Origin of the sequence: Hymenobacter negativus (assembly GCF_016056375.1) — a bacterium.
In the GTDB taxonomy this organism is placed as follows: domain Bacteria; phylum Bacteroidota; class Bacteroidia; order Cytophagales; family Hymenobacteraceae; genus Hymenobacter; species Hymenobacter negativus_A.
In genome coordinates this window covers 471252-490379 of the sequence record NZ_JAEDAE010000001.1, presented here as the reverse complement: position 1 = coordinate 490379, position 19128 = coordinate 471252, and the positions used below count along the sequence as shown (strand labels likewise).

The following is a 19128-nucleotide window of genomic DNA, read 5'->3' as shown; positions in this document are numbered from 1 at the left end:
CAGCCGTGCAACCTCATTTAAAGGCCGAGACTCTTGCTTAGAGTTTCGGCCTTTTTTTGTTTGCTCATGCGTTATCGATTCCTGCTTGTTTGCTTTCTGCCGCTCGGTTGCGCTGGTCAGGCAGGACAACCCCAGGCCCAGGCGGCTGCTGACGCTCCGATTCGGGATTCATCTTATGCCGTGCACAACCTGTTCCGGCTACATCGCCATGGGTCGATGAAGGGTGCGTCGCTGGGCTTGGCGGGGCTGTCGGGGGCAGGATTTGAAGTAATGAATCATCAACCCAAAACGGCGCTGAGTATCACCGCTGTAATAGCCTTCTTCACCGTGTTGGACATCCGGCAATTGAACCGGTATAGTGAAAGCAGGGAAGGGCTGGTGGTGCGGCAATACGAGTTGGGCTGGCCGCTGCCAGCGGATGTGCGGCGGCAATTGAAGCCTAAATATTTCAGGCCCATCCTATAATGTCCGGCCCCAAATTATTAAAACGCTCCCGCCGCACAATGCGCCAGGGGCGTTCGGCTTTTGGGCTACCTTTGCGACACCAAACTCCCACCCCACCCTCACTTACCCCCAAATACCCCTCCTTACCTATGGCACGAGTGGAAATGACGATGCCCAAGATGGGCGAAAGCATCATGGAAGGCACCGTCCTGAAATGGCTCAAGCAAGTTGGCGACACAATTGAGCAGGATGAATCAGTGCTGGAAGTAGCCACCGATAAAGTTGACACCGAAGTGCCGGCCATCTATGCCGGCGTGCTGACGGAAATTCTGGTGCAGGAAGGCCAGGTCGTGGCCGTGGGCGCGCCCATCGCCATCATGGAAACCGATGCCGCCGCTGGTGCCGCCGCTGGTGCTGCCGCCCCAGCCAGCGCTCCCGCTGCCCCACAGGCCGCCCCCGCGCCCTCCAGCAACGGCAGCGCCGTGCCCTACCTGCCCGAGCCCCAGGCTCCGCAGCCCGTTCACGCGGTTGCCGGGGCCGAGCACCAGCCCGGCCGCTTCCTCTCACCGCTGGTGCTGAGCATTGCCCGCGAAGAAGGCGTGAGTCTGACCGACCTAGAATACCTGCCTGGCACCGGCAAGGAAGGCCGCGTCACCAAGAAGGATATTCTCGATTATGTAGCTGCTGGTAAGCCCGCACTGACGGGGGTAGCTGCGGCTACGGCCTCGGTGCAGGCTCCGGCAGCTACCCCGCAGCCGCAGGCCGCCCCGGCTGCTCCGGCTCCGGCGGCAGCTACTCAGGCCCCGGCGGCCAGCGTGAAGCCTATGCCCAGCGTGAGCGGCGGCCAGGAGCTGATTGAGATGGACCGCATGCGCAAGATGATTGCGCAGCGCATGGTGGACTCGAAGCGCATTTCGCCGCACGTCACCAGCTTCGTGGAGGCCGACGTGACTAACATCGTGAACTGGCGCAACAAGCACAAGGATGCTTACAAGAAACGCGAGGGCGAAAACCTAACCTTCACGCCCCTCTTCATCCAGGCCGTGGCCCGCGCCATCCAGGACTTCCCGCTGATTAACGTGTCCATCGACGGCGACTACATCATCAAGAAGCGCGACATCAACATTGGCGTGGCCGTGGCCCTGCCCTCGGGCAACCTGATTGTGCCCGTCATTCACAACGCCGACCAGCTCAACCTGAATGGCTTGACCAAGAAGGTGAACGACCTAGCCAACCGCGCCCGCATCAACAAGCTCACGCCCGCCGACCTCGAAGGCGGTACCTACACGCTGAGCAACGTGGGCTCGTTCGGCAACGTGATGGGCACGCCCATCATCATGCAGCCGCAGGTGGCCATCATGGCCGTGGGCGCCATTAAAAAGAAGCCGGCCGTGATTGAAACGCCACAGGGTGACCTCATCGGCATCCGCCACTTCATGTTCCTGAGCCACAGCTACGACCACCGCGTGGTGGACGGTTCGCTCGGCGGTATGTTCGTGCGCCGCGTGGCCGACTACCTGGAGCAGTTCGACCCGAACACGGCGATTTAAGCACCCTCATTCTGTCATCCTGAGCGTAGCGAAGGACCTTATCACGTCATAACGTTTTGGCGTGATAAGGTCCTTCGCTACGCTCAGGATGACAGCTTTTTATCAACATATGAAAAACATTGTTTTCCTCGGAGCACTTGTGCTGGCACTTGGCCTCATTGGCTATTTATACCAACAGCTCGATGCTACTGAAAAGGCGCTGAAACTATCGGAACAGCGCTTCGCTGACTGCCAGAAAGTAACCTTTCAACTGCAAAATCAGCTTGCACCTTTGCAAAAAAAGCAGCCCGGCGGCATTCCGCAGTAACGCTCGATAAAACGCATAAAAAAGCCGCTTCCTGAATCAGGAAGCGGCTTTTTTGCATCAAACTAAATTGCGTTTACAGTCCTTTCAGTGCCTGCTCAAGGGCAGCAATTTTGGCTTCGGCATCGGCCAGCTTCTGGCGCTCCTTTTCCAGCACTTCGGGCTTGGCATTCTGGGCGAACTTCTCGTTGCCGAGTTTTTTCTGCACCGAGTCGCGGAAACCTTGCGCGTATTCCAGCTCTTTTTCAAGGCGGGCGCGCTCAGCGGCCATGTCGATGTGGCCTTCGAGGGGGATAAAAAATTCGCTACCGCCCAGCACGAAGCTAACCGAAGCGGCCGGGCCATTTTCGGCAAAGCTCACTTCCGAAATGCTGCCCAGCTTGCGGATGATGCCTTCGTAGTCGCTCACCAGTTGCGGCTCGTCGGTTTTGGCCACCAGCGTGAGCGGCTTGTTGGGGCCGAGGTTTTTCTGGTTGCGCACGGTGCGGATACCGGCCACGATGGCCAGCGCCTTGTCCATGTTGGCCAGAGTTTCGGCGCTGTTGGCGGGGGCGGTGGCGCGGGGCCAGGGGGCCACGGTCACATAGTCGCGGGGGCCGCGCTCGGCCAGCTCGTGCCACAGCTCTTCGGTGATGAAGGGCATGAAGGGGTGCAGCAGCTTGAGCAGCGTTTCGAGGTAAGCCGTGGTGTGACGCAGGCTTTCGGAATCGATGGGATGCTGATAGGCGGGCTTCACCATTTCCAGGTATTGAGCGCAGAAATCGTCCCACACCAGCTTGTAGATGGTCATCAGCGCATCCGACATCCGGAACTTCTCGAAATGGTCGTCCAGCTCCACGATGGCGGCTTGCAGCCTGGCGTTGAACCAGGTCACGGCCTTTTCATTCACGAAGGGCAACGACGCATCGGCTTCCCAGCCTTTCACGAGGCGGAAGGCGTTCCAGAGCTTGTTCGAGAAGTTGCGGCCCTGCTCCACCAGCTTCACGTCGTAGAGCAGGTCGTTGCCGGCGGGCGCGGAGAACAGCATGCCCGTGCGCACGCCGTCGGCGCCGTACTGGGCGATGAGGTCGAGCGGGTCGGGTGAGTTGCCGAGCTGCTTGCTCATTTTGCGGCCCTGCGAATCGCGCACAATGCCGGTGAGGTACACGTTTTTGAACGGCACCTCTTGGCGGTACTCCAGGCCGGCCATAATCATGCGGGCCACCCAGAAAAATAGGATGTCCGGCCCCGTCACCAGGTCGTTGGTGGGGTAGAAATAGTTGATGTCGGCATTGTCGGGGTCCTTGAAGCCATCGAACACCGAAATGGGCCACAGCCACGACGAAAACCAAGTGTCGAGCACGTCCTCGTCCTGACGCAGGTCGCTGGCCTGCAGGTCGGCGTTGCCGCTCTGCTCGCGGGCTTTCAGCAACGCATCCTCGGCCGTGAGGGCCACCACGAACGTGCCATCGGGCAGGTAGTACGCCGGAATCTGCTGGCCCCACCAGAGCTGGCGCGAGATGCACCAGTCGCGCACGTTCTCCATCCAGGCCCGGTACATGTTCTTGAACTTGGGCGGATGCAGCTTCACGGTGTCGTTTTCTACCACGTCGAGCGCGGGCTTGGCCATCTGTTCCATCTTCATGAACCACTGCAGGCTGAGCTTGGGCTCAATCACGGCCTTGGTGCGCTCCGACGTCTGCACGATGCTGGCGTACTCTTCGATTTTATCGAGCAGGCCGGCTTCCTGCAAATCCTTGGCAATCTGCTTGCGCACGGCAAAACGGTCCTGCCCCACGTAGAGCACGGCCTTTTCGTTGAGCGTGCCATTGTCGGCCAGAATATCGATAACGGGCAGGTTGTGCTTCACGCCCAGCTCGTAGTCGTTCAGGTCGTGGGCGGGCGTCACTTTCAGCGCGCCCGTGCCAAAATCGGTCGAGACGTATTCATCGAAAATAACCGGAATTTCGCGGCCCAGCAGCGGGATGCGCACCTGTGCACCGGCCAGGTGGGCGTAGCGCGGGTCGTTGGGGTTCACGGCCACGGCCACGTCGGCCATGATGGTTTCGGGGCGCGAGGTGGCCACGGTCAGGAACTGGTCATCCTGCCCTACCACAGCGTACTTCAGATAGTACATCTTGGCCTGCACGTCCTTGGCAATCACCTCCTCGTCGGAGATGGCCGTGCGGCCTTCGGGGTCCCAGTTCACCATGCGCACGCCGCGGTAAATCAGGCCCTTATTGTAAAGGTCCACGAACACGCGGAGCACGGCCTCGGTCAGGTCCGGCTCCATCGTGAAGCGGGTACGGTCCCAGTCGCAGGAGGCGCCGAGCTGCTTGAGCTGTTCCAGGATGATGCCGCCGTACTTGTCCTTCCACTCAAACGCGTGGCTGAGGAATTGCTCGCGGGTGAGGTCGGTTTTGCTGATGCCCTGCTCCTTGAGCTGGGCCACGACCTTAGCCTCGGTGGCAATGCTGGCGTGGTCGGTGCCGGGCACCCAGCAGGCTTCCTTGCCCTGCATGCGGGCGCGGCGCACCAGCACGTCCTGAATGGTATTGTTGAGCATGTGCCCCATGTGGAGCACGCCCGTCACGTTTGGCGGCGGGATGACAACGGTGTAAGGCTTCTTTTTAGGGTTGGGTTTGGCTTTGAAAAAGCCCTGCTCCTGCCAGCGTTGGTACCATTTGGCTTCAACGTCGGTGGGCGAATAGGTGGTGGCGAGGGACATGGAGAGTTGTGCAAGTAGCAGAAGCAACAAAAATAGGCATTAGAACTGCGGGAGAATAAGCAGTTCAACCCCAATCTGACTCATTACCCTGTCGGAGCTTCAAATGCCCCCAAGGTATTCATAGAAAATTCACCAATATCAGTCCGCTCATAGCCAATCAGCCACAAACGAAATACCCCTGTCAAAAACCAGTTTTACACAGCCGAATTAGATTCATTTTTAAATACATACAATTTATAAAATACTAATATTATTCAAGTACTTGCTACAGTAAGCCCAATAAGTCCTTATCGTTTTAAAAGTCGCCGACTGTATTCAACGCTGAAAGTTTAATCCGCCGTTTGTACCTTCCGAGAGATTCAGTTTGTGGCTTCGCAAAATTTCATGGCTTCGTTCTTTTCTTTTCGTAAACCTGCACCTTCAGTTCCGGCATTGCCCGACGTGCCGGAACCAATTGGCACGCTACGTATTGGCCTGGGACAACTGCTGGTTGAGGGTGGCGAGCCCGCCCGCAACCTTGCGCGGGCCGTGGAGCAGATTGCCGAAGCCGCCGCCCAAAACTGCGAGCTGGTGCTCCTGCCCGAAACCCTCGATTTTGCCTGGACGCACCCCAGCGCCCTCTACGAAGCCCAGCCCATCCCCGGCACGTATAGCAACATGCTGTGCGAAGCGGCGGCCCGCTACCAGATTTATGTGTGTGCAGGCCTCACCGAGCGCGCCGCCGATGGGCGCAACTTCAACGCGGCAATCCTCATAGACCCGCAGGGCAACATCATTGTTAAATACCACAAGATAAACCTCCTGGACGTAGAGCAGCCGTACTATGCTGTGGGCCAGACACTGAACGTAGTAGACACCCCGCTAGGCAAAATCGGGGTGAACATCTGCGCCGATAACTACCTCGACGGGCTGCCCATTGGCCATACCCTGGCCCGGATGGGTGCCGAATTTATCATTGCGCCGGCGTCGTGGACGGTGGACTATTCCATCACCGAGGAGCACGACCCCTATCAGGAGAAATGGGTGAAGCCGTTTTCCATTCTTGCCCAGCTCTACAACGTAGTGGTGGTCAGCGTCACATCCGTCGGCTACATTGTGGGCGGGCCGTATGAAGGGAAAAAAAGTGTGGGCTGCTCTCTGGCCGTTGACGCCCACGGCGTGCGCGCACAGGGAGCTTTCAATGAGTTTGCCGGCCAGCTGGTCGTGGCCGACCTTGCGCGCCCCCATCGCCCCGAGCGGGGCACCGACATTGGCCTTATGCTTCAGCGCAAAGGCTACCGCTTCGACCAATTGCCCTAAGTATCTGCCTTCTGCCTTATAACTTTTACTCTCTACCGAATTGCCTGCTTTCCGTTTAACTGCCACCCACCTGCAGTACCTCACAATCTGTCTTTGCTGTACACCCATAGTTCGCTATACGGCCCCCCTTATTTCCATTTCCATTGCTAACACAATTACGCTCCCAGGACTTCTCACCTACAACGGATTCAGCGGCTGACTATCAGCGTTGCACCCGGTGTGTGATGGATACCACTGCGCCGGGCATCACCTTTGATGCGGAAGGCAACTGCTCATTTTGCGACGTGCACGACCGCATGGAAACCGCCTTCCCCCTTGGCGAAGCCGGCCGCGAAACCGTGCGGCGCCAAGCCGAGGAGATGCGCCGGGCCGGCCGCAACCGCCGCTACGACTGCGTGGTGGGCGTGAGCGGCGGCCGCGACAGCACCTACACGCTCTGGTACTGCGTCACCCAACTTAAGCTACGCCCACTGGCCGTGCACTTCAACGACGGCTTCGGCAACCCCGTGGCCGGCGAAAACATGGTGCGCACCTGCCAGCGCCTGGGCGTGGAGCTGCGCACCATCACCTCGGACTGGCGCGAGTCGAAAGACCTGAAAATAGCTTTTTTGAAAGCCTCCGTGCCCGACATGGAGGAAGGCACCGACCTGGGCATCGCCACTGCTTTGTATGGCGTGGCGGCCAAGGAGGGCATCCGGCACCTGGTCATCGGCCAGTCGTTTCGCACCGAGGGCATTGCGCCGCTCAGCTGGAATTTTCTGGACGGGCGCTACCTGCGGGCCGTGCACAAGCAGTTTGGCACGGTGCCGCTGCGGCGCTGGCAGCCCGCCGACCCGGGCTTCAATCTGGGCATCAAGGAGATGTTCTATTACGCATTTGTGCGGCGCATCAAAACCGTGACACTGCTCTATCACCTTGATTACGTGCGGACCGAGGTCGACGAGTTGCTGGTGCGGGAGCTGGCTTGGAAAAGCCCGGGCGCGCATTATTCCGACGACCTTTACCAGAGCCTGATTTATTACCTCAACCGCGTCAAATTCAACATCGACCGGCGGCTGTTTAATTATTCGGCGCTGATACGCTCGGGCCAGATGAGCCGGGAAGTGGCGCTGCACCGCATTTCCAGTGTCAATTTAATTGAGGACGAGGCGGTAATTGCACTCTGCATCAAGCGCCTGGGGCTGACGCGCGCCGAATTCGAAACCATTGTGGCTGCCCCACCCAAAACCTTCCACGACTACCCCAACAATTACGCGCTGCTTCAGCTGCTGCGCGGTCCCATCAAGCTCATGAGCCGGCTGAATCTTATTCCAGAATCGGCTTACGATAAGTACTTTAACTGCGGCACCTGAGTCGCGAATTCAAAAAGAGAGGCCGCTTCCTGCATAGGAAGCGGCCTCTCTTTTTGAGCGAAATTGCTTGCCGTCAGATTAGGCGGCAATGTGCAGCCAGTCTTTCTTTTCGAGCAGGCGCTCGCGGGTTTCGCGGTAGTCGGGGTCGTCCACGCAGCAATCGACGGGGCACACGGCAGCGCACTGCGGCTCTTCGTGGAAGCCTACGCACTCAGTGCATTTATCCGATACGATGTAGTAGTACTCGTCCGATACCGGAGTTTGCGGGGCCGTGCCCGATACCACGGTGCCGTCGGCGGCGGTTACTTGTTTTAGCGTGGTGCCATCGGCCCAGCGCCACTGCGCGCCGCCTTCGTAAATAGCGTTGTTGGGGCATTCCGGCTCGCAGGCACCACAGTTGATGCACTCGTCGGTTATCATGATGGCCATGGGGCGTCGGGGTTCGGGAGGTGAAGTAAGGAAACCAAAGCAGAACGAAGGAGCTTTACGTAAAACGCCCGCCCCGCGCCGTTCTTTGGGCCTGCAAAATTAACCAACAACGGTTGGGTTTGCACAGTTTAAGCCAATTTTGCCGGGTAATCTTCCGTGCGGGCCACTTTTGCGGCTCGTGCCCTCCCCTTTTCTCATGAATCATTCCGAACGCCTAGCGGCTTTTGTGGCCCTCGGCCAGCGCCTTGCCACCATTTCTACCGATGAGCTGACCGGCCTGGCAGCCCGCGCCCGCAACCAAAACGCCTGGTTCGACCTGCCCAACGTGACGGCCGCCGTGGCTGGCATCGCGCACCTGCTGGCCGAAGAGCCGCTGCGCCACTGGGCCGCGCGCTACCCGGCCGAGCCCACCACCGTGCGCCAGGTGGGCGTGGTGATGGCCGGCAACATTCCCATGGTCGGCTTTCATGACCTGCTGTGCGTGCTGCTCAGCGGCCACGTGCTGCTGGCCAAGCCCAGCGCCGATGATACCGTGCTGATGACCTGGCTGATGGAAGAGCTGGTGAAAATTGAGCCGCGTTTCGCGGATTTTATCAAAGTATTGCCGCGCCTGAACGCGGCCGATGCCTTCATTGCCACCGGCTCGGATAATACGGCGCGCTACTTTGAGTTTTACTTTGGCCAGCGGCCCCACCTTATCCGCCGCAACCGCACCAGCGTGGCCGTGCTAACGGGCCAGGAAACCAGCGCGGAGCTGGCCCTGCTGGGGCCGGACATCTTCCAATACTATGGCCTGGGCTGCCGCAATGTGAGCAAGCTCTTTGTGCCCGAGGACTACGACTTTGTGCCATTGCTCGATGCTCTGCAAGGTTTTGGAGGTGTGCTTAATCATCACAAATACAACAACAACTACGACTACAACAAGAGCATTCTGCTGGTAAATGGCGTGCCGCACTACGACACCGGCTTCCTGCTGCTCACGCGTGGCGCGGCGCTGGTGTCGCCTATTTCGGTGATTCATTACACCGAGTACGCCAGCGAGGTTGACCTCGTGGACCAGCTCACCGACGTGGCGGCCCAGACGCAGTGCGTGGTGTCGGCCAGCGGACGGTTTGCGGGCAGCGTGCCGTTTGGCAGGGCCCAGGCCCCGGGCGTGGACGAGTACGCCGACCGCGTGGACACGATGGAATTTCTGGCGCAGCTGCCCTAGAAATTTTCATCAAAAAATCAGACGCAAGCGGGTAGATTATCGTTTGGATAGACCAACGGGGGCACTTTGCCGCCATCTCCTCCACCCACCCGATTTTAAATTACCGCCATGTCATTTACCTATTCTGCTGATACTGTAGAAATTGTTGAGAAGGAAGAAATAGCCAACATGCAATTCGGCCAGGCCGATGTGCTCACCAACGAAGCCGACCGCCAGCGCCGCCGCGCCGATGCCGACCGCGCCGTGACCCTGGGCAATGCCTACCATGGCAAGCTCGATATCTATTTCCAGACGGCCGACGGCGCCACCAAGCGCGTAGCCACCACCATCTGGGCTGCCGATGCCGAGCATCTCACCCTGAAATCAGGCTCCTCATTGCCGTTGCGTGCCGTGCTTGGGTTCGATTTCTATTAACCGGTAACGGGAATAAAAAACGGTCATGCTGCGCGCAGCATGACCGTTTATAGTTAAGCGAATTCTTGCGCCTACTTCGCTACCAGATGCTGGAGCGTGCGTTCAATCATGGCATCGACTACGGCCCCGGCATTCTCGGCAAATTCGCCGGTGGCGCGGTTGGCCACGATGGCATTCAGCGACAGTACTTCGTGGCCAAGCAGGCGGCCCAGAGAATAATAGCCAGCCGTTTCCATCTCGAAATTGGTGAGACGGAATTCGCCTTCGCCGCTCTGGTGGCGGAAATTCTGGAGGCGGGAGATGTAGTCGGACTGGCGCAGCGGCAGGCGCAGGCTGCGGCCCTGCGGGCCGTAGAAGCCGGGGCAGGTGAGCGTGTTGCCCATCGTCATGCCCGCACCCAGCTGCTCGCGCAGCAGGTCGGAGCCGCGCACCACGTAGGGCGCAAATGAAATACCCAGCGTGCGTTGCAGCTCGGTAGCTACTTCGGTTTCGAGGCCGGTTTCCATCAGCGGATAAAACTGCATGAGGCTGTCGAGGCCCACGGCGTGCTCGGTGGCCAGCATTGCGCCGATGGGCACATCGGCCTGCAAGCTGCCGCTGGTGCCCAGCCGGATGATGCGCAGGCTCATGCGCTCCTCTTCGGGGCGCACCTCGCGGGCCATGAAGTCGATGTTGACCAGGGCGTCGAGCTCGTTCATCACGATGTCGATGTTGTCGGTGCCCATGCCGGTGCTGAGCACGGTGAGGCGCTTGCCGCGGTAGTAGCCCACGTGGGTCACGAATTCGCGGTGGGTGGTTTCGAACTCCACCGAATCAAAATGCCGGCTTACCTGAGCCACCCGCGCCGGGTCGCCCACGGTGAGGATGGTGTCGGAAATGTGGTCGGGCAGCAGGTTGAGGTGGTAAATGCTCCCGTCGGGATTGAGGATGAGTTCGGAATTGGGAATTGTCATCGTGGGCGGTGTTGAGTAGTCAGAAATCAGGCGGCGAAATAATCGGCAAGAAACGCAACCGACGGCAAGTACCGTCTACTGACTACTTAATCCGACTACTAAGATTTAGGCTTTGTAGGAGGCCAGGCCCTGGGCGGGGTTGTAGTGGTTGCTGAGCTTGGGATAGGTGCCGGTGCCGTCGTACACGCGCTTGTCGGGGTGCTGGGCGCAGGCTTCGGAGCAGGCACCTTGCAGGGTTTCACCGCAGCTTTCGCAGAGCGGCAGGTGGGCGTTGCAGTGCGGGTTGGCGCAGTTGATGAGGCGGGCGCTGGGCTGCTGGCAGTAGTGGCAGCGCGATATCACGGTGGGATTCACGCGGTTCACGTCCACGGCCACGCGGTTGTCGAACACGTAGCACTGGCCGTCGAAATCTTCGCCTCCGGCCTCGATGCCGTACTTGATGATGCCGCCGTGCAGCTGGTACACGTTTTCGAAGCCCTGCTCCAGCAGGTAGGCGCTGGCTTTTTCGCACTTCACGCCGCCGGTGCAGTAAGTCAGAATTTTCTTGTCCTTGAACTCCTTGAGGCGCTCGACGCGGTCGGGAAAATCGCGGAAATTCTCAATGTCCAGCGTCACGGCGTTTTTGAAGCGGCCGAGGTTGTACTCGTAGTCTGAGCGCACGTCAACGACCACCACGTCGTCGCGGTCCTTCAGCGCCTTGAATTCTTCGGGCGAAAGGTGCTGGCCGGTTTTCTCGTGGGGCCGCACGTGGTGCAGGCTGCTGTGCACGATTTCGGGCTTCACCCGCACGTGTAGTTTCTGAAACGTATGGGCAGCCACGTCGTCAATCTTGAATTCCAGCGCGGCGAAGCGTGGGTCGGCTTTCACGGCGGCCATGTAGGTCGCGCAGCTTTCGCGCGTGCCCGATACCGTGCCGTTCAGCCCCTCGGCCGCCACAATGATGCGCCCGCGCAAATCCAGCGCCAGGCACAGGCGGTGGTGCTCGTCGCGGAACTGCTCGGGGTTTTCGAGCGGGGTATAGCAGTAATAAAGAAGAACCTGATACATGGTAAGTTATGAGTTAAAGTTATGAGTTAATAGTTATGGTCAGGAGCATCGTCGGACAATGAACGAAAACTCCTAACCCATAATTTTTAACTCATAACTCCTTTAGACCTTAACCGCCGGGTTGCCGAATACCGTTTGGCCATTCGGAACATCGGCCACTACCACCGAACCAGCGCCAATGCGGGCCTTGTCGCCGATTTTTACGCCGGCCACCACTACCGCGCCGGCGCCGATGAAGGCTTGTTCGCCTACTTTGGCATCGGCTCCGAGCAGCGCACCGCTGCCCAACTGGGCGTAGTCGGCCACGGTGGCGCGGGCTTCTACCACGGCATTAGCGCCCACCAGGCAGCCGTCGCCGAGGGTGGCGGTGGCAGCTACCACGGCATTGGGGCCGATGTAGTTGCCGTGGCCCAGGATGGCGTGGTTCGATACGCTGGCCCGCTCGTGGATGGCATTCACAGGCACGGCTTCGTACTCGGTGCGCAGCATTTGGGTGAGGCTGCGGCGGCTGGCAGTGTCCTCGGTGGCCACGAAAACTTCGCACTTTTTGCCGAGGAGTTTCAGCAGCTCGCCGTCGTCGGTGTTGCCCATCACGGGCACGTCGAGCAGTTCGGTGCCTTGCAGTTTCTGGTCGTCGTCGAGCAGGCAATACACCACCACGTCGTTGGAAAGGAAAGCGTCGAGGGCAGCGGTGCCCACGGTTTGGGCACCAAGAATGATAACGGGGTTTTCCATGGAGGGAATTCGGATGAGGGAGGCCCGGCCAGTCGGCCGCAAATTGCGCCGCTGCCCGGCCAGGCAGTGTAAAGGTACGGCACACGCCGCAGGGGCCGTTTCGGTAGCATGGCCCGCCCGGGCCAACGGCTACTTTCCCCGCAACCCGAGCCGCCGCAGCACAGTCGCGGCGTAGTCATTTTGGAGCAGTAGCAGCACCAGGTAAGGCATCAAGTCGCTGCGGTAGCGATGCAGCGAGCCCAAATTGGGTGTGGTCAGCCCCATCAAAGCCGCCAATACAATGCAGAAAATCAATAGCCCCAGGCCTAGTATAAATGGCAGGTGGCCTGCCCGGCCCCGCACGGCCCCCACAGCAGCCGTTATAATTAAAACCAGCAAGAGCAGGTTTTCGGCCCCGGCAGCGGCTAGGCGGAGCTCGCGGGCCTCGCCAAGGAAAGGGCGCGTAAGAGTATTGGCCACCGCCAGCGGGGCGTAGCTCAGCACGCTTTCCAGCGTGGGGCGCAGGTCGGGGTACTCAAAATGGGGGCGTCCCACCAGATTGGGCAGGTCGGAAGTGTACACGCGCACCACCTGGTTGGTGAATTTATTCACGCTGAAGGCCACGCTCACCTGCTGCGCCAGCCAGAGGCCGGAGGCCAGCACTGTCACCAGCGCCACGGCCTGCGCCCAGCGGGGCCGCGCCAGCCCGCGCACCTGCAGGCTCCGCACCAGCGCAATGCCTACCAGCACGGCCAGCAGCGGTGCGGCAAAAAAGTAGCGCATTTTGAAGTGCACAAAGGCCAGTACGCCAACCGCCACCCACCACCCGGCCTGGCTCCTCCAGGTGGCAGGCGGCCGCACCGCCGAGTCTTCGTACAAGCGTTCCAACACCAGCGCAGTGAGCCACGCTCCGCTCCCCACCAGCAGCGACTCCTTGCTCAGCCCCGTAGCCCAGAACCACACCGATGGCCACAGTAAAAACGCCACCGCGCCCGCTCCGGCCGGCGTATTTGGGAATACCCGGGCCAGCACCCGCACTAGCTGCCAACTGCTCACAAACGCGAACAAGCTCAGGTACAAACCATTTAGCCAGCCAATTCCGCCTGAAGCCAGGTTTAAAAAAGCCAGAGCTTTAATAAAAAACCAGGTATTGGAAAGACCCTGAAAAACAGCCGTATAATACTTAAAATGAATAAGCGTCACTGCCTGAGTGAGCGTTTGCCACGCTTGGCCCGGGTGCGCCCATAGCTGCGCCGTGATGGGTTGGCTCAGGTCGCTCATGAACTTGGCATCGAGCTGCAAATCCCAGTTGCGCAGCAGGCCCACGGCTACGCGCACGCCCAGGCCGGCCACCAGGGCGGCCCGCCACCAGGGCGCCGGCGCTTCGCGCCACTGCCGCCGTAGCCACGGCAGCAATCCGGCCAGCAGGGCCGCATTCAGCAAAATGGCCAGCACTACCTTCACCGGACCACGCGGGGTTGTTGCACCAGCCGGCTGCCGATGGCGCAGTGCAGGCAGCGGCGCGGGGCGCAATAATTCTTGTGCAGCGCGAGCAGGCCCTGAGAGTCGGCCGCCGTGCGGTGCGCGAAGCCCAGCGCCTCATACACATCGGTATACTGGTTGTGTTCGGGCGGTAGCTCGCTCAGCAGGGCCACGCTGCTTTCTACTACCTCGGGCTTACCTACGTATCGGGCGTAGGCCACGCGCAGCGGCACCACCACGTTGGTGATGAGCAGGTCGATGCTGCTTTTGCCCAGGCCCGGCACCTTGCCCGGCCGCCCGGGGCGGAAGTGCGCCCGCCAGTACGCCGGGGCGGGGGCCTGGAAAAATTCCGTCAGCGCGGCCACGCTTTGGGCCGTCAGCAGGGCATCAAACAAGGCCGGCCGGGCGTGGAGCAAGCCCGCCAGCTGCCCCAGCCGCACGGGCGGGAAGTTGGCCGGCCGCAGGCGCAGGTAGTTCCACTCGTGCACAGCCAGGGCCGCATCGGTCAGGCTGTACTTGTGCCGCAGAAACTCGTATTCCTGCCTCAAGTCCCGAATGTAGTCATCAGCAGCAGTTTCCTCATTATCAACCAGAAATCCCGCCTGACCAAATAGCAAAGCTTCGAGCTGGCGTTGGTCGTGGCGGTAGCGGCGCAGCACGGCCAGCGGCAGAGCTTTGGCCAGGCGCGCCAGCGGCTCGCTGTTTTTCTGGAAGCCAAAAGCGGCCATCAGCGCGTGATAGGCGGTGGCTTCCCAGTCGTGCCCGAGGTGCTGCTGCAGCGCCATCACGTCGTCAGCCTTGCGTTCCACGCGCTCCAATAGCGCCCGTTCGGCCATCATCGTGCGGGTGATTTCGGGCACCAGATTCAGCAGCGGCGCACAGGGCAAGGGGGCGGCCGTTGGCGCATCCACCAGGGCCTGGTAGCGGGCCAGCAGCTCCGGGGCAAGGCGGGCCTGCAGGGCCAGCGCGGGAATCAGGCTGCCGTTGGTGCGGGCCACGTCGGCATCGTGCTGGCCCACCACGTGCAGAATCACCTGGTCGTATTTGGGGTCGGTTTGATGGTTGTGGCGGGTCCAATCAGAGGCGCGAAGGTGGATTTCCACGGCGCCGTTCCATTCCACATCGCCCACGCGCAGGCGGGCGTTCAGAAAATCGGGCCCGGCATCGGCGTTGCGGTGGCCGGGTTTCAGCACCTGGATTTCCTCACCGTCGGCCGTGCGCAGGTCGGCTTTATCAAAATACTGGTGTTGCCAGACGTAATGGTAGAAATCTTCGCGCATGGGGCAAATGTAAAACGGCCCGCCTCTTTCGAAGCGGGCCGTTTTTCAAATCACGTTATTTCCGAATTTTAGCGCAGGTCCACCACTTTCACGCCTTTATACTTGGCCTTGTCGAAGGCAAACGTGGTGGCATCGACTGGCGGGTTGGGCTTGAAGTTCTTGATGAGGAAGGTGTACTGGTTGCCGTTCTTCTTGAACATCTGCCAGCTTTTCACGGAGGCATCCTTCTTACGCACCTTCAGCCGCACCTTAAACACGTCATTCTGGCGGTTTTCGGGGGCCAACTCAATCACGTCGAGCGGCTCGCCGCTTTCCGTCACCTGCTGCACGTAGGTGTATTTGTAGCCCTTTTTATACATCGTGTAAATCTGGGAGGGCGACATTTCCTGCGAATCCGGGTCCGAATCGGAGATATTCACCTCGTTTTCGTTCTTCAAGTACGTCCAGGTGGTTTTGCCGTCGTTGATGACTTCCTGGCCACTGATTTTGAGGCGGAACTTCTGGCCGCTCACCACGATGTCGCCGTTGATGTTTTGCTTCACCTTGGCACTGGGGTTCTCCAGGGTTTGGGTAAAGGTGGCCTGGAAGGCTTTCAATGCCTGATACTTGGCGCTCATCTGGTCGAGGATTTTGCCAGCTTTAGGGTCTTGCTGGGCGGCGGCGGGCAGTGACAGCGTAGCCGCGAACATCAGCAGGGAGAGGGTCTTTTTCATTTAGAAAATAAGGGTCAAGAGGCGCAGGAGCCTCACTTGGAATGCCTGATACGGAAGATGGATAACAAACGTCCGGCCAGTTTGCCAATGAAGTAAGAATGAAGGCAAAAAAAGTAGCGCAAGCTCGGGCTTACGCTACTAATTGATACTATTTCATCGAGTTCAGCAATTGCTCCAGCTGGTACTCGTCGGGAATAAGCACGTCGCGGGCTTTGCTGCCCTCGAAGGGACCTACGATGCCGGCGTGCTGGAGCTGGTCGATGAGACGGCCGGCGCGGTTGTAGCCGAGCTTGAGCTTGCGTTGCAGGAGCGAGGTGCTCCCCTGCTGGTGCAGCACGATGCAGCGGGCCGCATCCTCAAACATGGAGTCGCGCTCCGAGGGGTCCATGTCTTCATTGCCGCCACCAGCGTCGCCGTCGGCCCCGGCCACTTCGGGCAGCATGTAGGCATCAGAATAGCCCTGCTGCTCGCCGATGTAGTCGCAGACGCGGTCCACTTCCGGCGTGTCGATGAAAGCACACTGCACCCGAATCAGGTCGGAGCCGGCCGAGAACAGCATGTCGCCCTGGCCGATGAGCTGGTCGGCCCCGCCAGTGTCCAGAATGGTGCGCGAGTCGATTTTGCTGGTCACCTTGAAGGAGATGCGGCAGGGGAAGTTGGCCTTGATGATGCCGGTAATCACGTTCACCGACGGGCGCTGGGTGGCCACGATGAGGTGAATGCCGATGGCGCGGGCCAGCTGGGCTAGGCGGGCAATGGGCGTTTCCACTTCCTTACCGGCCGTCATCATCAAGTCGGCCAACTCGTCGATTACCAGCACGATGAAAGGCAGGAAGCGGTGGCCTTTCCTGGGGTTGAGGCGGCGCTCGATGAACTTGGCGTTGTACTCCTTGAGGTTGCGGCAGCCGGCTTCTTTCAGCAGGTCGTAGCGCCGGTCCATCTCCATGCACAGCGAGTTGAGCGTGTTCACCACCTTCTTTGTGTCGGTGATGATGGGCTCCTCGGTGTCGGGCAGCTTAGCCAGGTAGTGGCGCTCAATCTTGTTGAAAATGCTCAATTCCACCTTTTTGGGGTCGACGAGCACGAACTTGAGCTGCGCGGGGTGGCGCTTGTATAGCAGCGAGGCCAGAATTACGTTCAGGCCCACCGACTTGCCTTGGCCCGTGGCACCGGCCATGAGCAGGTGAGGCATTTTGGCCAAATCGGCCACGAAAACTTCGTTGGTGATGGTGCGGCCGAAGGCAATGGGCAGGTCCATTTCCGAGCGGGCGAATTTCTCCGAACCCAGCACCGAACGGATGCTCACCATCTCCTTCTTGGTGTTCGGTACCTCGATGCCGATGGTGCCCTTGCCGGGAATGGGCGCAATGATGCGGATACCAAGCGCAGCCAGGCTCAGGGCAATATCGTCCTCCAGGCTCTTGATTTTGGAGATGCGCACGCCGGCTTCGGGTACGATTTCATAGAGCGTGACCGTGGGCCCAATAGTGGCTTTGATGCTGGCAATGGCGATGCTATAGTGGCCCAGCGTCTCCACAATGCGGTCTTTGTTGGCCTCCAGCTCTTCTTTGGTTACCTGGGCCTTGGGCGTGCCGTAGTCGTTGAGCAGTTCCAGCGTAGGGAACTGGAAGCGCGAGAGGTCCAGCGTGGGGTCGTAGTTGACGTTGGGCATGGCGTCGGCATCCTCGTCTTCGTCGGCCACGGCGGCGATGTCGGCCCCGGCGTTGGGGTCGAGGTCGTCGCGGCCGGGCACGGTGATTTCGAGCGGGCGGACGGCCGGAGTGGGAAGTGGGGAGCGGGGAGCGGGGAGCGGCGCATCCTCATCGGCCAAATCGGCCAGCGAGAGCGGCGTGGGCACTGTCGAAGCTGGCGGAGCCGGGGCGGCGGGCTCGTCAGCCACCGGCATTTCAATGGAGAAGGCCGGGCCGCTGACGGCCAGCGGAACCGAAGCCGCCGCCAAAGCGCCCCCAGCAACTGATGTACCGAGCGAGGAAGATGCGGCCGCCGTGCCCAGCGCGCCAGCGGCTACGGTGCCGGCCACGCTCAGCGGCAGGCCCGCGCCGGGCCGCGGGGCGGGCTCGTATTCTTTTACAAATGCCTGGGCCTCGTCCGTCTCATCGTCTGCATCAAGCTCCAGCGATGGGCCAGTAGCCTGCATGCCACCGGCCGCAACCGTGGCGGAAGAGGTGGCCGTGGCCTCCGGCGCAGCCGGACGGGTTTTCAGCGTCATGGCCGGAGCAGCAGGCGCGACGGCGGCTACCGGCTGGACCGCGGCAGCAGCTTGCTCGGCAGCAATTTCGGCCTCCAGCTCGGCGTCTTCGTCGGCATCGTCCTCGGTGCTGAGGCTGCGGAAGCGGCCCAGGTTGAGGCTGGTGACGTTGAAGAAGAACACCACGAACGATATCAGGGCAAAAGCTAGCAGCAGCACCGTGCCCCAGCCAATGAGGCTGTCGAGCCAGGAAGCAGCCTCGAAACCCGCGCCGCCGCACAGAAAATCGAGGCGGTGGGCCAGCACGGGGTCGGCCCCTGGCGCGGCCAGGCTCACCACCACGTAGCCCAGCAAAATACTCAGCCAGGCCATGCTGAACAGCCCCAGGGCCAGGGTATAGCTCACCGAAACCGGCGCGGTGCGGAACACAATCTTATACCCCAGAAAAAACACGATGGGAATGAGCGCAAATGCCGCCACCCCAAACAGCTTGTAAATGAACAGCTCGGCGGCCCAGGCCCCGAGCAGCCCCAGCCAGTTGTGCGATTCGGCCCCGGCTTCCCGCACCGGAATGGTGCTCATGGCGCCCACCACGCTCTGGTCGGCGTGGCCGGTGAAGAGGAAGGAGGTAAAGGCAATGGTTAGGTAAAGGCTGCCCAGCAGCAGCCCAAACCCCACAAACAAGTGAAAGCGGCGGTCACGCAACAGGCTCAGCAGGTTGCCCACGCCCGGCAGGGGACCGCGCGGAGCACGGGGCGGCTTGATGGGTTTGGCCGGCGGGGCTTGTTGGGCGGCGCGGGCGGCTTTGGGCACGTTGGCGGCGGGGCGGGGCTCCGGGCGGGCAGCGGGGGCAGGCTCGGGGGCCGGGCCGTTGGTGCGGGGCTCGTTGCGCCGGTTGGCCTTGGGCTCGCTCGGGCGGTTGGCCGAGGGGCCGGCAGGAGGGTTCTTATAACGATTATCGGCCATTCGACGGGTGCAGAAAGGTCAAATTTACACAATGCGGGCGGGTAATCTAGGGTAT

Annotated in this window: 16 protein-coding genes; 7 read left to right on the top strand and 9 right to left on the bottom strand. The window is 60.4% G+C overall.

All coding sequences use genetic code 11. The annotated features are described in order from the left end of the window. Positions 1–66 precede the first annotated feature (66 nt). From I7X13_RS02125 to I7X13_RS02115, 3 genes are all read left to right on the top strand, one after another. A complete protein-coding gene (locus I7X13_RS02125) occupies positions 67–465 on the top strand; it encodes a hypothetical protein (RefSeq protein ID WP_198074168.1) in 399 nt (132 codons plus the stop codon). A 128-nt stretch (positions 466–593) separates the two neighbouring features. Continuing rightward, on the top strand, positions 594–1994 hold the full coding sequence (locus I7X13_RS02120; RefSeq protein ID WP_198074167.1) for a dihydrolipoamide acetyltransferase family protein: 1401 nt from the start codon (positions 594–596) through the stop codon (positions 1992–1994). Between the two features lie 109 nt (positions 1995–2103). Further along, positions 2104–2301: a hypothetical protein gene (locus I7X13_RS02115; protein WP_198068127.1), complete on the top strand. Its 198-nt coding sequence runs from the start codon at positions 2104–2106 to the stop codon at positions 2299–2301. Positions 2302–2374: 73 nt separating this feature from the next. On the opposite strand, the gene I7X13_RS02110 is transcribed toward I7X13_RS02115, so the two are convergent. Next, the gene (locus I7X13_RS02110; RefSeq protein ID WP_198074166.1) at positions 2375–5005 is read right to left on the bottom strand and encodes a valine--tRNA ligase; all 2631 of its coding nucleotides are present in this window, start codon (positions 5003–5005) and stop codon (positions 2375–2377) included. A gap of 441 nt (positions 5006–5446) precedes the next feature. Between I7X13_RS02110 and I7X13_RS02105 the strand changes: the two genes are divergently transcribed. Both I7X13_RS02105 and I7X13_RS02100 read left to right on the top strand, forming a co-directional pair. Further along, positions 5447–6304 carry a carbon-nitrogen hydrolase family protein gene (locus I7X13_RS02105; RefSeq protein ID WP_198074165.1) on the top strand — a complete coding sequence of 286 codons (858 nt, stop codon included), beginning with the start codon at positions 5447–5449 and terminating at the stop codon, positions 6302–6304. Between the two features lie 221 nt (positions 6305–6525). After that, the gene (locus tag I7X13_RS02100) at positions 6526–7656 is read left to right on the top strand and encodes an adenine nucleotide alpha hydrolase family protein (protein ID WP_198074164.1); all 1131 of its coding nucleotides are present in this window, start codon (positions 6526–6528) and stop codon (positions 7654–7656) included. A 78-nt stretch (positions 7657–7734) separates the two neighbouring features. Here the strand turns inward: I7X13_RS02100 and I7X13_RS02095 are convergent, their stop codons facing one another. After that, a complete protein-coding gene (locus tag I7X13_RS02095) occupies positions 7735–8085 on the bottom strand; it encodes a 4Fe-4S dicluster domain-containing protein (RefSeq protein ID WP_198068123.1) in 351 nt (116 codons plus the stop codon). Between the two features lie 196 nt (positions 8086–8281). On the opposite strand from I7X13_RS02095, the gene I7X13_RS02090 reads away from it, so the two are divergent. Together I7X13_RS02090 and I7X13_RS02085 are read left to right on the top strand one after the other, a co-directional pair. Beyond that, positions 8282–9295, top strand: a complete 1014-nt coding sequence (locus I7X13_RS02090) for an acyl-CoA reductase (protein ID WP_198074163.1) — start codon at positions 8282–8284, stop codon at positions 9293–9295. Between the two features lie 108 nt (positions 9296–9403). After that, positions 9404–9709 carry a hypothetical protein gene (locus I7X13_RS02085; protein WP_198068121.1) on the top strand — a complete coding sequence of 102 codons (306 nt, stop codon included), beginning with the start codon at positions 9404–9406 and terminating at the stop codon, positions 9707–9709. 71 nt (positions 9710–9780) lie between these two features. Here I7X13_RS02085 and I7X13_RS02080 read toward each other — a convergent pair whose 3' ends face one another. The 7 genes from I7X13_RS02080 to I7X13_RS02050 form a co-directional block, all read right to left on the bottom strand. Continuing rightward, complete coding sequence (locus I7X13_RS02080) at positions 9781–10662, bottom strand: nucleoside phosphorylase (protein WP_198074162.1); 882 nt, start codon at positions 10660–10662, stop codon at positions 9781–9783. A gap of 105 nt (positions 10663–10767) precedes the next feature. Continuing rightward, positions 10768–11709, bottom strand: a complete 942-nt coding sequence (gene trhO, locus I7X13_RS02075) for an oxygen-dependent tRNA uridine(34) hydroxylase TrhO (protein WP_198074161.1) — start codon at positions 11707–11709, stop codon at positions 10768–10770. 102 nt (positions 11710–11811) lie between these two features. Further along, positions 11812–12444, bottom strand: a complete 633-nt coding sequence (locus tag I7X13_RS02070) for a NeuD/PglB/VioB family sugar acetyltransferase (protein WP_198068118.1) — start codon at positions 12442–12444, stop codon at positions 11812–11814. A gap of 129 nt (positions 12445–12573) precedes the next feature. Further along, positions 12574–13887 (bottom strand): hypothetical protein, encoded by a 1314-nt coding sequence (locus tag I7X13_RS02065; RefSeq protein WP_198068117.1) that lies wholly within the window; start codon positions 13885–13887, stop codon positions 12574–12576. Then, positions 13884–15185, bottom strand: coding sequence for a DUF2851 family protein (locus I7X13_RS02060; RefSeq protein ID WP_198074160.1), 1302 nt, complete (start codon positions 15183–15185; stop codon positions 13884–13886). Before I7X13_RS02060 ends, I7X13_RS02065 begins: the two co-directional genes overlap by 4 nt. A 68-nt stretch (positions 15186–15253) precedes the next feature. Continuing rightward, positions 15254–15898: a LolA family protein gene (locus I7X13_RS02055; RefSeq protein ID WP_198068115.1), complete on the bottom strand. Its 645-nt coding sequence runs from the start codon at positions 15896–15898 to the stop codon at positions 15254–15256. Between the two features lie 148 nt (positions 15899–16046). Beyond that, on the bottom strand, positions 16047–19073 hold the full coding sequence (locus I7X13_RS02050; protein ID WP_198074159.1) for an FtsK/SpoIIIE family DNA translocase: 3027 nt from the start codon (positions 19071–19073) through the stop codon (positions 16047–16049). Between the last annotated feature and the right edge of the window lie 55 nt (positions 19074–19128).

Excerpts from the sequence above, each read along its gene's own strand:
- I7X13_RS02090 (WP_198074163.1), top strand. The coding sequence starts at position 8,282 with ATGAATCATTCCGAACGCCTAGCGGCTTTTGTGGCCCTCGGCCAGCGC.
- I7X13_RS02110 (WP_198074166.1), bottom strand. The coding sequence starts at position 5,005 with ATGTCCCTCGCCACCACCTATTCGCCCACCGACGTTGAAGCCAAATGG.
- I7X13_RS02080 (WP_198074162.1), bottom strand. The coding sequence starts at position 10,662 with ATGACAATTCCCAATTCCGAACTCATCCTCAATCCCGACGGGAGCATT.
- I7X13_RS02060 (WP_198074160.1), bottom strand. The coding sequence starts at position 15,185 with ATGCGCGAAGATTTCTACCATTACGTCTGGCAACACCAGTATTTTGAT.
- I7X13_RS02115 (WP_198068127.1), top strand. The coding sequence starts at position 2,104 with ATGAAAAACATTGTTTTCCTCGGAGCACTTGTGCTGGCACTTGGCCTC.
- I7X13_RS02120 (WP_198074167.1), top strand. The coding sequence starts at position 594 with ATGGCACGAGTGGAAATGACGATGCCCAAGATGGGCGAAAGCATCATG.
- I7X13_RS02050 (WP_198074159.1), bottom strand. The coding sequence starts at position 19,073 with ATGGCCGATAATCGTTATAAGAACCCTCCTGCCGGCCCCTCGGCCAAC.
- I7X13_RS02055 (WP_198068115.1), bottom strand. The coding sequence starts at position 15,898 with ATGAAAAAGACCCTCTCCCTGCTGATGTTCGCGGCTACGCTGTCACTG.
- I7X13_RS02095 (WP_198068123.1), bottom strand. The coding sequence starts at position 8,085 with ATGGCCATCATGATAACCGACGAGTGCATCAACTGTGGTGCCTGCGAG.
- I7X13_RS02070 (WP_198068118.1), bottom strand. The coding sequence starts at position 12,444 with ATGGAAAACCCCGTTATCATTCTTGGTGCCCAAACCGTGGGCACCGCT.
- trhO (WP_198074161.1), bottom strand. The coding sequence starts at position 11,709 with ATGTATCAGGTTCTTCTTTATTACTGCTATACCCCGCTCGAAAACCCC.
- I7X13_RS02125 (WP_198074168.1), top strand. The coding sequence starts at position 67 with ATGCGTTATCGATTCCTGCTTGTTTGCTTTCTGCCGCTCGGTTGCGCT.
- I7X13_RS02085 (WP_198068121.1), top strand. The coding sequence starts at position 9,404 with ATGTCATTTACCTATTCTGCTGATACTGTAGAAATTGTTGAGAAGGAA.